This is a genomic window from Rhodococcus sp. IEGM 1318 (assembly GCF_033142465.1).
GTDB lineage: Bacteria > Actinomycetota > Actinomycetes > Mycobacteriales > Mycobacteriaceae > Rhodococcus_F > Rhodococcus_F qingshengii_B.
This window is the reverse complement of sequence record NZ_JAWLSC010000004.1, coordinates 111394-124603: the sequence shown is the minus strand read 5'-3', so window position 1 is coordinate 124603 and position 13210 is coordinate 111394. Positions and strand designations below refer to the sequence as shown.

Here is a 13210-nt window from a genome sequence, read left to right as displayed (position 1 = left end):
GCGTGTGCAAGCTATCCGGAGGGGTATTAATGCCCGAATTTGATCGAGTTGTTGCAATCGAACTCGGTAAATGCTCCGAGTGGTGAACCAGCTCACATGGAATGGGTAGATGGTCGAGATACCCGGGCGCAGCAGGCAGTATGGAAAGGAATATCTGCGCAGTTCGAGGTGCGGATTCGGGTAGTCATTCGCGGCATCGAGTCGCGTTGTTCGAGCAAGGAGACGTAGGGCATATGGGTCAGGTCAATGCAATGAGTTCGATAGTCGTCACAGCAGCACCCGACAAGGTGCTCGCGGCGCTCGCGGACTACGAGACGGTTCGCCCGCGGATCCTGTCCGAGCAGTACCTCGACTACAAGGTTGTCGAAGGCGGCCAGGGTGACGGCACCGTCGCGCAGTGGACGCTCAAGGCGACGGAAAAGCGCTCGCGCAACGTCAAGGCCACAGTGGCGGTCGACGGCAACGTCATCACCGAGAAGGACGCTAACTCCAGTCTCGTCACCACCTGGACCGTTGCCCCCAACGGCACCGGAACGACGGTGACGACGCTCACCCAGTGGCAGGGTGCCACCGGAATCGGCGGGTTCTTCGAGCGCACCTTCGCTCCGAAGGGTCTGCAGCGCATCCAGGCCCAGGTCCTGGACAACCTCAAGCGCGAACTGGTCTGACTGACTCTGCATCTCGAAAGACGGCGTCGTACCTTCACCGGTGCGGCGCCATCTTTCATGCGCCGGTAATGATCTGCCCCAACTCGGTGAGTGCGGGGTTTCCGCTTTCCCAGTAATCGCTGTGAACTCCGAAACCAGGCTCCCCGGGTGATCCGGTGAATACCTGCGCGCCGAATTCCGGATCCGACGGGTCGAATCCGTGGACTCCGAGGATCTTAGGTATTAATTGGACCGGATCCCAGAAGGCCGTCGTCGAATGAACACGACGCGATATCTCGGAGGAGTCGACGCCGTCCAGGCTCAGTTCGTTCACACGCTCGGCATCGACTCCCGGGCTTGCGACAAATACCAGTTCGTCGACGTCGAGAGAAGCGCCACGGGTAGTCGCGGCACCGACGACGGTGCTGCCGTAGGAATGACCGATCACCACGTTGTGCGACGGCGGACCGTCATGTGAGCTGCGTAAGCCGTCCTGGAAGCTGTCCCGCCTCGGCGCCGCGGAGTTGGCGTAGCGATCCGAGGCTGCGTCGGGAATGCCTGGGGGAGCGTCGTATCCGGACCACAGGATCACTGATGTGGCTTCCGTTGGTGCCGCCCTGACCGCCGCGTCGTACATGGCCTTGGTTCGTTGCAGATCGCCGCCGACGCCCGAGAGCCCGGAGCCGGTTCCGGGAACCAGTGTTGCGACGTTGTCGGCGGCATCGGGATTACCGACTGCCACGACGGCGTGCGCATCCGTGACGGAGAGAAGGAACGTGTCCGGTCGAAGTTCGCCGCGCACGGCCGCATATTCGGCGGCTACGGTTCGATCCGGCAACTGCTCGAGCGCAGCGAGGTACCGCCGGTTGTAGTAGTCCCGGTCGAGAGCGGGAAGGCCGTCGCGGCTGCCGATGGACGGATCCCACCTCGCCAACGCGTCTTTCTCGTCGGGAGTGAGCGATTCCCAGAGTCGGTGTAGATCCGTTGGTGTCCCGGGTAGTGTCGATCTCCCATCGAGGATGTCGACGACAGTGCGGTTGAGGCGATCAGGCCGATTGCCAAGGAGTGATCCGATCTCGCGGAAGGCCTCATCCAGAGCAGTCGCGGCCCGGTTGTCTTCGTCGTCGAGTGCCGTCAATGCAGTGGAGATCTTCTGCTGGAAAATCTGTGCAGCCGTGGCATTTTCGGAATCTTGCATGACGTCGGCCAGATTCCAGGGCTGCTTCGCCTCAGGTGCCGATACCGCTCCACTGTCTGACACCGTCAAGCCGTGTTCGAGAGTCGCCTCCTCGATCAGATCCAGAACTGATTTTCGCGCCACACCAATCGTATTGGCTGCTCCGCCATACAGATCCGCAACTACGCGAACCGCAATCGACAGCCGAGCCGAGGAAAGCGAGATGTCCGACCACTGCACTGCCGTCGCGCTCGACGCTTGTCCCAGCCAGGATTCGCGGACGGCGTCGATGCTGTGTCCGGCGTCATTGCCGAGAACTTCGATCTGCCGGTCGATGTCGATCAGTCTCGAAGCGCAGGCACGTAGTTGCTCCGGTGACCACGCGCGAAGTTGAGAGATGTTGGGCCGCATCAGTGGTCGCCGCGCAGTTCGGACGCAACTTCGCCCTCAGCAGTGTCGTACAGACGTGCTGCGGCAGCAGTTCCCGACGCCATGAGTCCCAACTGCGTAGCCAGGTACCGGTAGGCGTCGGCGATCACGCTGGCATGCTCCGTCGATACAGCCATGACAGCGGACGAATCCAGGCTCGTCGCGGCTTCGAAAATCGGGCCAGCGGAGTCGATCCCTGAAATCTGATCCGCAATTCGAGACAGATCAGCCGAAAGTTGCTGCAACGCAGCGATGTCTACCTGAAGTATCGGCCCCATGGCTGAACCGTAGCCAGGCGAACTGGCTATTGGGGCCGTGCCGGCTTTCCTGTGGACAAGCGGAACTTCTCCACAGAAGCCGGATCAGGGGGTTGTCAGGAAGGCTGTGACTCCGCTGGTGACGGCGGACGCATAGTCCTGCTGACCGTCCGGGCTCGTCATGCGCGCTGCCTCGTCGGCATTACGCATATTGCCGAGTTCGACCAGAATCGACGGCCGCTGCGACAGGTTGAGTCCCGTCAGATCGGCGCGTGGCGCCAACCCGTCGTCACCGATGTAGGTCGACGGGGTGAGCCCGGCGGTGACGAGTGAGTCGCGCATGGTTTCGGCAAAGGCGACGGACGGGCCGGCCTGCACCGTGTTCAGTGGGGGCGCGGAGTAGCAGACGTGGAAGCCTTCGGCCCCGGCTGCTGCGCCGTCCGCGTGAATGCTCACCACCACGTCGGCGCCGGAGGAATTGGCGGCCTCGGCACGTGCGTCGACGCAAGATCCGACGCTGACGTCATCGGGTCGACTCAGGACGACAGTTGCGCCTTGGCCTTCGAGCTCGCTCCTGACCAGGCTAGCGACTTCCCAGTTGAAGGTGTGCTCGGGGAACCCGGCATCGGTATTGGTGCCGGTGGTCTGGCAGTTCTTGGTGCCGCCGCGGCCCGTGGGGACCTGGGTGTTGATGGTGTCGTCGTTCGCCCCGCTGTGCCCGGGATCGAGGAAGACGACCTTGCCGGTGAGCGCTGCGGGGATGTCAGCGGCGACAGTGCTGAGCGGAGACACCTCGACCGAAGTCGTGGCCTCGGGCGCCGTGGCGTCGGCAGTCTCGGTGGGAATCGTGCACGCGGCGCTCAGAAGCCCGGCCCCGACTACGGCAATGAGGGCGGTCGAGCGGAACACACGTGATGCCATGTTTGACCCTCTTGACGGTTTTACGGTGTCTGACTGGTTCCGGCGCACCCGCTCACGGTAGCGCGCACCGACTACGCTGGTGGGGATAACTCTGTAGAAAGGACCGCTCGTGCAACCAGGTGGAGCACCCGACATGTCTGCTCTGTTGGCTCAGGCTCAGCAGATGCAGCAGCAATTGATGGCGGCGCAGCAGGAAATGGCTCAGGCCGAAGTGACCGGTCAGGCCGGTGGCGGACTGGTTGTCGCCACGGTCAAGGGCACCGGCGAGGTTGTCGGTCTGCAGATCGATCCCAAGGTCGTCGACCCCGAAGATGTCGAGACGCTGCAGGATCTGGTGATCGGCGCGATCGAGGACGCTTCGCGCAAGGCACAGGAAGTCGCTGCTGAGAAGCTCGGCCCGTTGGCCGGCGGACTCGGCGGAGGCCTTCCCGGTCTCCCCGGCTTCTAGAAACGAGAACGCGTGTACGAAGGTCCGGTTCAGGATCTGATCGACGAACTCGGGAAGCTTCCCGGAGTCGGGCCGAAGAGCGCTCAACGCATCGCTTTTCACCTGCTCTCCGTGGAGCCTCCCGAGATCGACCGTTTGAAAAATGCATTGCAGCGCATCCGTGACGGCGTTCAGTTCTGCACGGTGTGCGGAACTGTGTCCGATCAGGAGAAGTGCCGCATCTGCGCCGACGCACGTCGCGATCGCACGGTGATCTGCGTCGTGGAGGAACCGAAGGACGTCCAGGCCGTCGAGCGCACCCGTGAGTTCAAGGGTCGCTATCACGTGCTCGGCGGTGCGCTCAATCCACTCTCGGGGATCGGGCCGGACCAGTTGCGTATCCGGGAGTTGTTGGCTCGCATCGCAAACCAGGAGGACGGCGTCGACGTGTCCGAGGTCATCATCGCCACCGATCCCAACACGGAGGGTGAGGCGACAGCTACCTATCTCGTTCGCATGATGAGAGACATTCCGGGGCTCACGGTGTCTCGGTTGGCTTCGGGTCTTCCGATGGGTGGCGATCTCGAATTCGCCGACGAGTTGACGTTGGGTCGCGCATTGTCCGGCCGTCGCGAATTGTCGCGGAACGCTTGATGGGCGGCACGGAGCAAGGTCAGCAGGTGCGTCGTACGTCCGAGCAGACGCGTGCGCAGATCATCGCGTCGGCCGGGAAAGCATTCGCGACTCGGCCGTACCGCGAAATCACGCTCAAGGACATCGCCGAAGACGCAGGCGTCAGCGCTCCGCTGATCATCAAGTACTTCGGTTCCAAAGAGCAGTTGTACGACGAGTTGGTCGACTTCCGGGCAGCGGCGGTCACGGTCTTCGACGCACCGAACGACTCGCTCGGCGAGCGCATGGTCTCGCTGTTCACCAAGCCGCTGGAGTCGTACAAGCCGCTGTCCATGAGCTTGTTGTTCATGAGCGGCGTCAGTGAAGAGAGCAACCGCAAGCTGCGCGAGAACTATTCGACGCAGATGATCGACACCCTCGCCGCTCGTCTGTCCGGCCCCGACGCGAGATTGCGCGCGGAACTGGCGATGTCGATGGTGGTCGGAGTGGCGATCATGCGCCGACGGATGATGGCCGGCCATGCCACCGGCACCCAGGACGAGGTGGTTGCGCTGTACGCACCGCTGGTGCAAAAGCTGCTCGACGGGTGAGCGGCGTCACAATTCTTGCTAGGTAAATATCCGTTCACCTAATGTAGGTGAACGGATATTTACCTAGTGAGAACAGGCGGTGTGGGGTGACGACGCTCGACCGTCCGCCGGGCACGCCTGCAGTCACCACCTCCGACGCGGGACTCGCGCAGCCGCGCTCCCGCTTCCTGTTCCCCATCGTTGTCGCCGCCGCAGTGTTCCAGGCTGTTCTGCAGACGGTCATCGTTCCACTGCTGCCGGAGTTGCCGCACTTCACAGGCGCTGGACGTACGGCCGTGTCCTGGCTGGTGACCGTCACGTTGCTGGTCGGCGCGGTGGTCACCCCCATCTTCGGCCGGCTCGCCGACATGTTCGGCAAGAAGAAGATGCTTCTCGTTGCCTTCTCGATGATGACTCTCGGCTCGATGTTGTGTGCGCTGTCGTCGGACATCGCAGTCCTCATCTTCGCGAGAGCGTTGCAGGGGGCCGGGTCGGCGGTCATCCCCATCGGAATCTCCATGCTGCGTGACGAATTGCCACGCAACAAGGTCAACGGCGCAGTGGCCATGATGAGTTCGACGCTCGGCGTCGGAACCGCTTTGGGCATACCGTTTTCCGCGATGATCGCGCAGTACTCGAATTGGCACGTCCTGTTCTGGGTAACCACTGCCATCGGGCTGTCCGTGACTCTTGCTGCGGTGCTGTTCATTCGAGAGTCCGAGCCGAATCCGTCGGGAAGATTCGACGGAGTCGGGGCTGTCGGTCTGAGCGCCGCGATGATCGCGTTACTGGTGCCGATCACTCAGGGATCGAGTTGGGGATGGACCAGTGGAGCGGTGATCTCCATGCTGGCTGCGTCGGCGGTGCTGTTCACGCTCTGGGTAATTCAACAGCGGCGCAACGTCAATCCGCTGGTCGACGTCCGTGCTCTCGTGAAACGTGCGGTGTTGATCCCGCATCTGGCGGCTCTGCTGGTCGGGTTCGCATTTTTCGGGAATACACTGATCACCACGCAACTGCTGCAGGGGATGAAGGGGCCGGGCGCCGGGTACGGGCTGTCGATCATCGCGGCGGCGCTCTGCCAGATTCCGGCGAGTATCGCGATGGTGCTGTTCTCGCCGGTTGCGGTGCGGATCACCGACCGCTTCGGTTCACGGACCGCGATGTTGACCGGTGCCGTGTTCCTTGCCGGAGGGTACGGGATTCACGCAGTTGCCGGTAAGCCGCTGTGGGGAGTGGTTGCGGCACTGGGTATCACAGCAGTCGGGACCGCCATCGTGTACAGCACACTCTCGCTGCTGATTCTGGTTGCCGTGCCTCGTCAGCGACTGGCGGCAGCCAACGGGGTGAACTCACTTCTGCGGACGTCCGGAAGCACGATCTGCAGTGCGACGGTGGCAACCATCCTCGCGGCATTCGTGATCAGCGGTTCGGAACATTCCACGTCGTGGACCGGATTCTCCGTCGCCTACCTGGTGTGCGCCGGTTGCGCGGTGGTCGTGTTCGCAGTGTCGATCCTGTTGCCGCAGGGGCTAACCCCGAAACACATTGATCTGCCGGATCTCGTCACGCGACCCTGAATCCCGAGAGGAAGAGCGTGATCATCAGATCCGCGAACTCTTCGGTGGTGTACTTCTGGCGGTCCGGCCAATGCGTTGTCGACCACAGGGTGTCGCGTACCGATCGATAGAAAATCTCCGGGGCCACGTCTTTGCGGAAGATTCCCTGATCGACACCTTCGGCAATCGCTTTCATCCAATGCTCGCGGACCTGGCGGGAAGGCCCGTCGACGGATTGCAGGAGATCGTTGTCGCGTAGGTAGGCCCGATCGTTCTGGTAGATCGCCGTCGGGTGCGGGTGCAGTTCGATGACGATCAGCGTCTCGCGGATCAGGCCGCGCAGGACGTCCTCGGGGCCGGTTGCCGTCTTCACCACCTGATCGAAGCGGAGCTGGATGTCGGTGATGAAGCCGCGCATGAGCTCGGCAACTATCGCGTTCTTCGACTTGAAGTAGTGGTAGAGGCTGCCCGAGAACACTCCAGCGGCATCGCCGATCTCGCGAACGGTCGTGGTCGCGACACCCTTCCTGGCAAACAGCTCGGCTGAGCTCTCCAGGATTTTCTCCCGACGATCTGGTGATGCCACTGAAATCTCCGCTGGTTGTCGGTCCTGCTCAGGGCAGGGTTTCACGGGTGCCGGGCTTCCGGCGTCGAACGTAGCGCAATCCTGCCTGATGGCTCCGGCTCGAACCAATTCGTCGGTGAGATCGCGTGTTTCCACTTCCGGATTCCTATGCTAGCTTCAGAATCAAGCGCTTGCTCAACTTTCGTTCACGGAGGATTTCAGTGCAGAGCCTGCAGACGCAATTTCCGAATTTCATCGGCGCAGAGGCCGAACCAACCCGGGTCGCCCGCTACGCGGTCAACGAGGCGATGATCCGCAACTGGGACGAGGCGCACGACGACCGCAACCCGATCTACGTCGACGCCGAGGCCGCCCGCAGTACCGGCCGTCGAGACGTCGTCTGTCCGCCTGCCATGATTTCGACCTGGGTGATGGCGGGTTACCGACGTTATCGGCAGGTCCAGCAACTTCGTGCCGACGGAGCCTGCGAGGACTTCGCCTATTCACGACTGCTGGCGTTGTTGGACGAGGCCGGATACACGTCCGTTGTCGCGACCAACGTCGAGCAGGAGTATTTCGCGGAGCTGAGCCCCGGAGATCGCGTCACCGCACATTTCACCATCGAAGCGATCTCGCCGTTCAAACAAACTGCCCTCGGTCACGGGTGCTTCATCACTCTGTTCAAGAAGTACGTCGACCAGGGCGGAAAGACGCTGGTCGAAGAGCGTTTTCGATTGCTCAGGTTCAAACCAGATGCCCAGCCGGACACCCAGGAGGTAATCGCATGAGCGAGACTGGCTCCCGCAACACCGCTGTTCCGAGACTCACCGTCACCGACGACAACGATTTCTTCTTCGCTGCGGCCAAAGAGGGTCGCCTCGAGGTCCAACGGTGTGCGGATTGCAAGACACTGCGCCACCCACCCGCGCCCGCGTGCCCGGAATGCCGCTCGTTCAGTTGGGACACAGTCGAATCCACGCGGCAATGCATGTTGCACAGCTTCACGGTCATCCATCACCCACAGGATCCTGCTTTCGAGTATCCGCTCGCCGTCGGACTCGTCGATCTCGAAGAAGGCACGCGACTTGTTGCCGACATCGCGGGGATCGATCACGAGGAACTCGAATTCGGCATGGAACTCGAAGTGACCTTCTCCGAGCACGCTCACGGCGAGATGCTGCCGCAACTGAGGCGACGGGGTTCGGTGGAATGACGAAACTGATTGACTGCGAGGTGGGTTCGGTTCTCCCCAGCCTCGAATTGCCGTTGGACCGAACGCTGATCGTCGCCACGGCGATCTCTTCTCAGGATTTCGAGGACGTGCATCACGATCCGGGTAAGGCGCAGGATCGCGGAACTCCCGACATCTTCATGAGCATCAACACCACCAACGGGCTCATCGACCGCTACATCACCGACTGGTCCGGCCCGGCATCACGGATCGTCAAAACATCACTACGGCTTGGTGTTCCGAACTTCCCCGGAGACACCATGACATTCACCGGCAAGGTCACCGCCACAGACGGCCAGGCCCTCACCGTGACGGTTCTCGGGAAAAACGCCCGCGGAACACACGTGACGGCCGACGTGACTCTCGAACCGGTGGAAAGGGTAATCGCATGACACGAGGATTTTCGAGGCAAGCAGCCATCGCCGGGATCGGCGCCACCGAGTTCTCCAAGAACTCCGGCCGCAGCGAATGGCAGTTGGCGTGCGAATCCGTGATCGCCGCACTCGACGACGCTCACATCGAGACAGAAGAGGTGAACGGATTTGCGCTGTTCACCATGGAGAACAATCCCGAGATTGCGGTCGCACGCGCCCTCGGGATACCGGAACTGACGTTCTTCAGTCGTATTCCGCATGGCGGCGGCGGTGCCTGTGCACCGGTTCAACAAGCAGCGCTTGCCGTCTCCAGCGGAGTTGCCGACGTTGTGGTCGTCTACCGTGCCTTCAACGAAAGATCAGGTCACCGATTCGGCGCCGGGCCACCACCTTTTGCGTACAACGCGTCGACGGACCAGGAGTATCGGAACTGGATCAACCCGTACGGGCTTCTGACGCCGGCGCAGCAGGAAGCCTTCCTGGCCAAGCTGTACATGCACAAGTACGGGGCAACCAGCGCCGACTTCGGCCAGATCTCGGTTCTCTCGCGCAAGCATGCGGCGAACAACCCCAAGGCCTGGTTCTACGAACGCCCGATCACCATCGAGGATCATCAGAACTCGCGCATGATCGCCGACCCCATCCGCCTGCTGGACTGCTGCCAGGAAAGTGACGGCGGACAGGCGCTGGTCATCGTCAGTGCGGAGCGCGCCCGCGATCTCCCGCATAAACCTGCGATCATCAGCGGTGCCGCGCAAGGTGTAGGTCCGCAACAGATTTCGATGAGCAGCTACTACCGGGACGACATCGACAGTATGCCGGAAGTCGAACTGGTCGCGCGCCAACTGTGGGACCAGGCCGGTATCGGGCCAGACGACATCGATGCCGCAATTCTCTATGATGCTTTCACCCCGATGGTTCTGCTTCAACTCGAGGAGTACGGATTCTGCGGTCGGGGCGAGGCAAAAGACTTCATCGCCGACGGCAATCTCGAGCTGGACGGTCGCCTGCCGATCAACACCCACGGCGGTCAACTCGGTGAGGGATACATCCACGGCGTCAACGGTATTGCCGAAGGTGTTCGCCTGATCCGCGGCGCCTCCACCAACCAACCCACCAAAACTCTGGACAACGTGCTCGTGACCGGCGGCTCTCCCGTCCCGCACAGTGCGCTCGTCCTCTCGGCAGATCGCTGAATCTGCCGCCCATTCGAGAAAGCAGGAACAAGATGAGCGAGCGGATCACCTACGCCAGAGCCACCCACGGCGAGGAAGAAATACAGGCGGTTGTCGACGTCTTGCGCAGCGGGCATCAAGGATTGCGCATCGGCAAGAACGTCTTCGAGATGGAAAAACGTATCGCGGCCTTGGCAGGCAAGAAGTTCGGCGTCATGTGCAACTCGGGATCCTCGGGTCTGTACTTGGCTGTCGAGCTGCTCGGACTGCCTGCGGGCAGCGAGGTCATCACATCGCCGTTGACGTTCTCCACCGACATCGCGCCGATCGTGCGTGCCGGTTTGGTGCCGGTGTTCGTGGACGTGGAACCCAACACATTCAACGTCGACGTCACCAAGATCGAGGCCATGGTCAGCGAGAAGACCGGCGCCATCCTGATGCCGAACCTGGCCGGCAACTGCCCGGACTGGGACGCCATCCGCGACATTGCAGATCGCCACGGGCTCAAGGTGATCGAAGATTCGTGTGACGCGATCGGCGCCACGCTCCGCGGCACTCCGACCGGCTCTCGGGCGGACATCGTTGTCACCAGTTTCTCGATGGCACACATCATCACGTGCGCGGGAACCGGTGGAATGGTGTGCGTCGACGACGAAGCCAGCCGTGACAAGGCTCTACTGCTCCGCCGCTGGGGCCGTCGTAGTGAGCCGAACTTGTTCGGTAGCACCAAGTCCGGCCGAGTCTTCCGTGAAGAACTCGACGGTGTCGACTACGACAACGATTTCATCTTCGAGCTCATGTCGTGGAACTTCGAGCCCTCCGAACTCGGCGCAGCCTACGGCGTCGTGCAACTCGACAAGCTGGAGGAGAACTACAAGACACGCAAGTCCACGTTTGCTGCCTTTACGGCGGCGTACGGCGCCCACCCCGAATTCTTCACGACGCCGGTAGAACTCGACGGGCTCGATACCGCGTGGCTGTGCTACCCGGTGATGATCAACGAGAATGCACCCTTCACACGCAGCGACCTACAGGAAGCCCTCGAAGCCGACGGCATCGACACACGAACTGTGTGGAGCGGCAACGTCACTCGTCACCCGATGATGAACAACATCGAATTCCGTCAGCCAGCCGAAGGTTTGCCGGAAGCCGACGCGGTTTTTGCCCGCGGCATGACGCTCGGCATGAGCCATGGCCTGCGCGAAGACGAAGTTGCTCGGATTGCGGAGAGCATCAATCGATTTGCCTCGAAGTGGAAGTAGCATGACCAATCGCTTCGAAGGACGCCGAGCGCTTGTCACCGGTTCCAGCCGCGGAATCGGTGCAGGCGTCGCAGAGAGGCTGGCAGCGGAAGGTGCCGACGTCGCTCTCGTGGCCCGGACGCTCGGCGCGCATGCAACCCTGCCGGGCAGTCTCGAAGAGACTGCGGCTCGAATTGCCAAGTACGGAACCAAAGTCGAGATAGTTGTCGCAGATCTGACTGACGAGCAGCAGCGCGACACCGTTGTGCCGCTGGCGATCGAGAAGCTTGGCGGGACTATCGACATCCTGGTGAACAACGCGGCAGCGGCGATCTATCAACCGCTGTCGGATTACCCACTCCGTCGGCGACGTCTGATGTTCGACGCAAATGTCCACGCACCGCTGGATCTGATGCAAGCCGTGGTGCCGGGGATGGTGGCAAACGGATACGGCTGGATCGTGAACGTGTCCAGCGGCACCGTCAAACCGTGGCAGGGTCCGCCGTTCACGTGGGTCGAACCGGGAACCGCGATGACCGTGTACGGCGCGTCCAAAGCAGCGCTCAACAGGATCAGCAACGGCATGGGCGTGGAACTCTACGGCCAGGGGGTGCGTGTCAACACGGTTCAACCGCGGGCGGCGGTGCTCAGCGAGGGCGCAAGAGTCCTGGTCGGTGAGACTATCCGGCCGGATCAGGTCGAATCTATGGAAGAAATGGTGGAAGCGGTCACAGCGCTGTGTGATTGCGACACCGAGTTCACCGCGCGCTCGAGCGTCAGCTTGGACCTGATCGACGAGTGGTCCCTGACCGTACGCGGTCTGGACGGAACGGCACTACGAACCGAGGAGTTGGCATGAAGCCCGTCATCGTGGACGCAGCACGAACGCCGTTCGGCAAGCGTCAGGGATGGCTGTCCGGAGTCCACGCGGCCGAACTGTTGGGTTACGCGCAGAAAGGCGTGCTGGATCGGGTCGGCGTGGATCCTGGCGCAGTCGACCAGGTCATCGGCGGCTGTGTGACGCCTCTCGGTGAGCAGTTCGGAAACATCGTGCGTACGTCCTGGATGCATGCGGGCCTTCCGTTGAAAGCGGGATGCACCACGATCGACGCGCAGTGCGGCACAGCGCAGCAATCGGTGCAGTTGATTGCCGGGCAGATTGCCATCGGTGCAGTCGACGTGGGTGTGGCGTGCGGTGTCGAATTAATGTCCCGCGCTCCGTTGACGTACAAGGTGGGTACCGGCCTGGGAACACCACGTCCGGAGTCGTGGTCACTCGATACCGTCGACCAGTACACCGCGGCCGATCGGATTGCTGTCAAGCGCAGTTTCAGCCGCGAGGATCTCGACGCCTTCGGGCTGCGCTCGCAGCAGCGAGCCGCAGCAGCCTGGGAGGCAGGACGTTTCGACTCGCACATCATCGATGTGGTGGTTCCAGGGTCGGACACTCCGGTTCACCGTGATCAGGGTCTGCGCGAATCGAGTCTCGAAGGGCTCGCGAAGCTGCGTACCGTTCAAGAAGGCGGATTGCACACCGCTGGAACATCTTCGCAGGTCTCGGACGGTGCGAGTGCAGCTCTGCTGATGTCAGAGGATCGAGCCAAGGCACTCGGCGTGCGGCCACGGGCAAAGATACTGGCGCAGTGCGTCATCGGCGGGGACACCGAGTTCATGCTCGACGGTCCCGTCGACGCGGCAAACATCGTGCTCGGACGCACCGGTCTGACGATCGACGACATCGATCTGTTCGAGGTCAACGAGGCATTTGCTTCGGTACCGATGTCGTTCGCGCAGGTTCACGGCGTCGATCCCCAATTGCTGAACGTCAACGGCGGCGCGATCGCACTGGGCCACCCGGCCGGTGCAACCGGAATCAGACTGTTGGCCAATGTCATCGACGAATTGGAGCGCCGGGACAAGTCCATCGCACTGATCGCGATCTGCGCGTCCGCCGCAACCACCTGCCTGATTCTCGAACGCATCTGACAAGAACCGAAGATTGAGG

Annotated in this window: 16 protein-coding genes; 12 read left to right on the top strand and 4 right to left on the bottom strand. The window is 61.9% G+C overall.

Annotated elements, in window-relative coordinates:
• The first annotated feature begins 233 nt into the window (after positions 1-233).
• Positions 234-668 (top strand): SRPBCC family protein, encoded by a 435-nt coding sequence (locus R4P65_RS11465; protein WP_317826576.1) that lies wholly within the window; start codon positions 234-236, stop codon positions 666-668.
• A gap of 55 nt (positions 669-723) precedes the next feature.
• Here R4P65_RS11465 and R4P65_RS11460 read toward each other — a convergent pair whose 3' ends face one another.
• The 3 genes from R4P65_RS11460 to R4P65_RS11450 form a co-directional block, all read right to left on the bottom strand.
• Complete coding sequence (locus tag R4P65_RS11460; RefSeq protein WP_317826575.1) at positions 724-2235, bottom strand: alpha/beta hydrolase; 1512 nt, start codon at positions 2233-2235, stop codon at positions 724-726.
• Complete coding sequence (locus tag R4P65_RS11455) at positions 2235-2531, bottom strand: hypothetical protein (protein ID WP_317826574.1); 297 nt, start codon at positions 2529-2531, stop codon at positions 2235-2237. The genes R4P65_RS11460 and R4P65_RS11455 overlap by 1 nt, the downstream gene beginning before the upstream one ends.
• Before the next feature lie 84 nt (positions 2532-2615).
• Positions 2616-3431, bottom strand: coding sequence for an Rv3717 family N-acetylmuramoyl-L-alanine amidase (locus R4P65_RS11450; protein WP_317826573.1), 816 nt, complete (start codon positions 3429-3431; stop codon positions 2616-2618).
• Between the two features lie 109 nt (positions 3432-3540).
• On the opposite strand from R4P65_RS11450, the gene R4P65_RS11445 reads away from it, so the two are divergent.
• The 4 genes from R4P65_RS11445 (at position 3541) to R4P65_RS11430 (ending at position 6640) form a co-directional block, all read left to right on the top strand.
• Positions 3541-3879, top strand: a complete 339-nt coding sequence (locus R4P65_RS11445) for a YbaB/EbfC family nucleoid-associated protein (RefSeq protein ID WP_003943929.1) — start codon at positions 3541-3543, stop codon at positions 3877-3879.
• A gap of 12 nt (positions 3880-3891) precedes the next feature.
• Positions 3892-4512 carry a recombination mediator RecR gene (gene recR, locus R4P65_RS11440; RefSeq protein ID WP_003943917.1) on the top strand — a complete coding sequence of 207 codons (621 nt, stop codon included), beginning with the start codon at positions 3892-3894 and terminating at the stop codon, positions 4510-4512.
• The gene (locus tag R4P65_RS11435) at positions 4512-5081 is read left to right on the top strand and encodes a TetR/AcrR family transcriptional regulator (RefSeq protein WP_020905905.1); all 570 of its coding nucleotides are present in this window, start codon (positions 4512-4514) and stop codon (positions 5079-5081) included. The genes recR and R4P65_RS11435 overlap by 1 nt, the downstream gene beginning before the upstream one ends.
• An 86-nt stretch (positions 5082-5167) precedes the next feature.
• The gene (locus R4P65_RS11430; protein ID WP_317826572.1) at positions 5168-6640 is read left to right on the top strand and encodes an MFS transporter; all 1473 of its coding nucleotides are present in this window, start codon (positions 5168-5170) and stop codon (positions 6638-6640) included.
• Here the strand turns inward: R4P65_RS11430 and R4P65_RS11425 are convergent.
• Positions 6627-7340: a TetR/AcrR family transcriptional regulator gene (locus R4P65_RS11425; RefSeq protein WP_317826571.1), complete on the bottom strand. Its 714-nt coding sequence runs from the start codon at positions 7338-7340 to the stop codon at positions 6627-6629. The genes R4P65_RS11430 and R4P65_RS11425 overlap by 14 nt on opposite strands.
• A gap of 65 nt (positions 7341-7405) precedes the next feature.
• On the opposite strand from R4P65_RS11425, the gene R4P65_RS11420 reads away from it, so the two are divergent.
• The 7 genes from R4P65_RS11420 to R4P65_RS11390 are packed head-to-tail and all read left to right on the top strand — an operon-like array spanning position 7406 to position 13191.
• A complete protein-coding gene (locus tag R4P65_RS11420) occupies positions 7406-7972 on the top strand; it encodes a MaoC family dehydratase N-terminal domain-containing protein (protein ID WP_317826570.1) in 567 nt (188 codons plus the stop codon).
• Positions 7969-8397, top strand: coding sequence for a Zn-ribbon domain-containing OB-fold protein (locus tag R4P65_RS11415; protein WP_317826569.1), 429 nt, complete (start codon positions 7969-7971; stop codon positions 8395-8397). Before R4P65_RS11420 ends, R4P65_RS11415 begins: the two co-directional genes overlap by 4 nt.
• A complete protein-coding gene (locus tag R4P65_RS11410; RefSeq protein ID WP_317826568.1) occupies positions 8394-8807 on the top strand; it encodes an acyl dehydratase in 414 nt (137 codons plus the stop codon). The genes R4P65_RS11415 and R4P65_RS11410 overlap by 4 nt, the downstream gene beginning before the upstream one ends.
• Positions 8804-9985, top strand: a complete 1182-nt coding sequence (locus tag R4P65_RS11405; RefSeq protein WP_317826567.1) for a lipid-transfer protein — start codon at positions 8804-8806, stop codon at positions 9983-9985. The genes R4P65_RS11410 and R4P65_RS11405 overlap by 4 nt, the downstream gene beginning before the upstream one ends.
• A gap of 32 nt (positions 9986-10017) precedes the next feature.
• Positions 10018-11226: a DegT/DnrJ/EryC1/StrS family aminotransferase gene (locus R4P65_RS11400; protein ID WP_317826566.1), complete on the top strand. Its 1209-nt coding sequence runs from the start codon at positions 10018-10020 to the stop codon at positions 11224-11226.
• A gap of 1 nt (position 11227) precedes the next feature.
• Complete coding sequence (locus R4P65_RS11395) at positions 11228-12064, top strand: SDR family NAD(P)-dependent oxidoreductase (protein WP_317826565.1); 837 nt, start codon at positions 11228-11230, stop codon at positions 12062-12064.
• On the top strand, positions 12061-13191 hold the full coding sequence (locus R4P65_RS11390) for a steroid 3-ketoacyl-CoA thiolase (protein WP_317826564.1): 1131 nt from the start codon (positions 12061-12063) through the stop codon (positions 13189-13191). The genes R4P65_RS11395 and R4P65_RS11390 overlap by 4 nt, the downstream gene beginning before the upstream one ends.
• Positions 13192-13210: the final 19 nt, after the last annotated feature.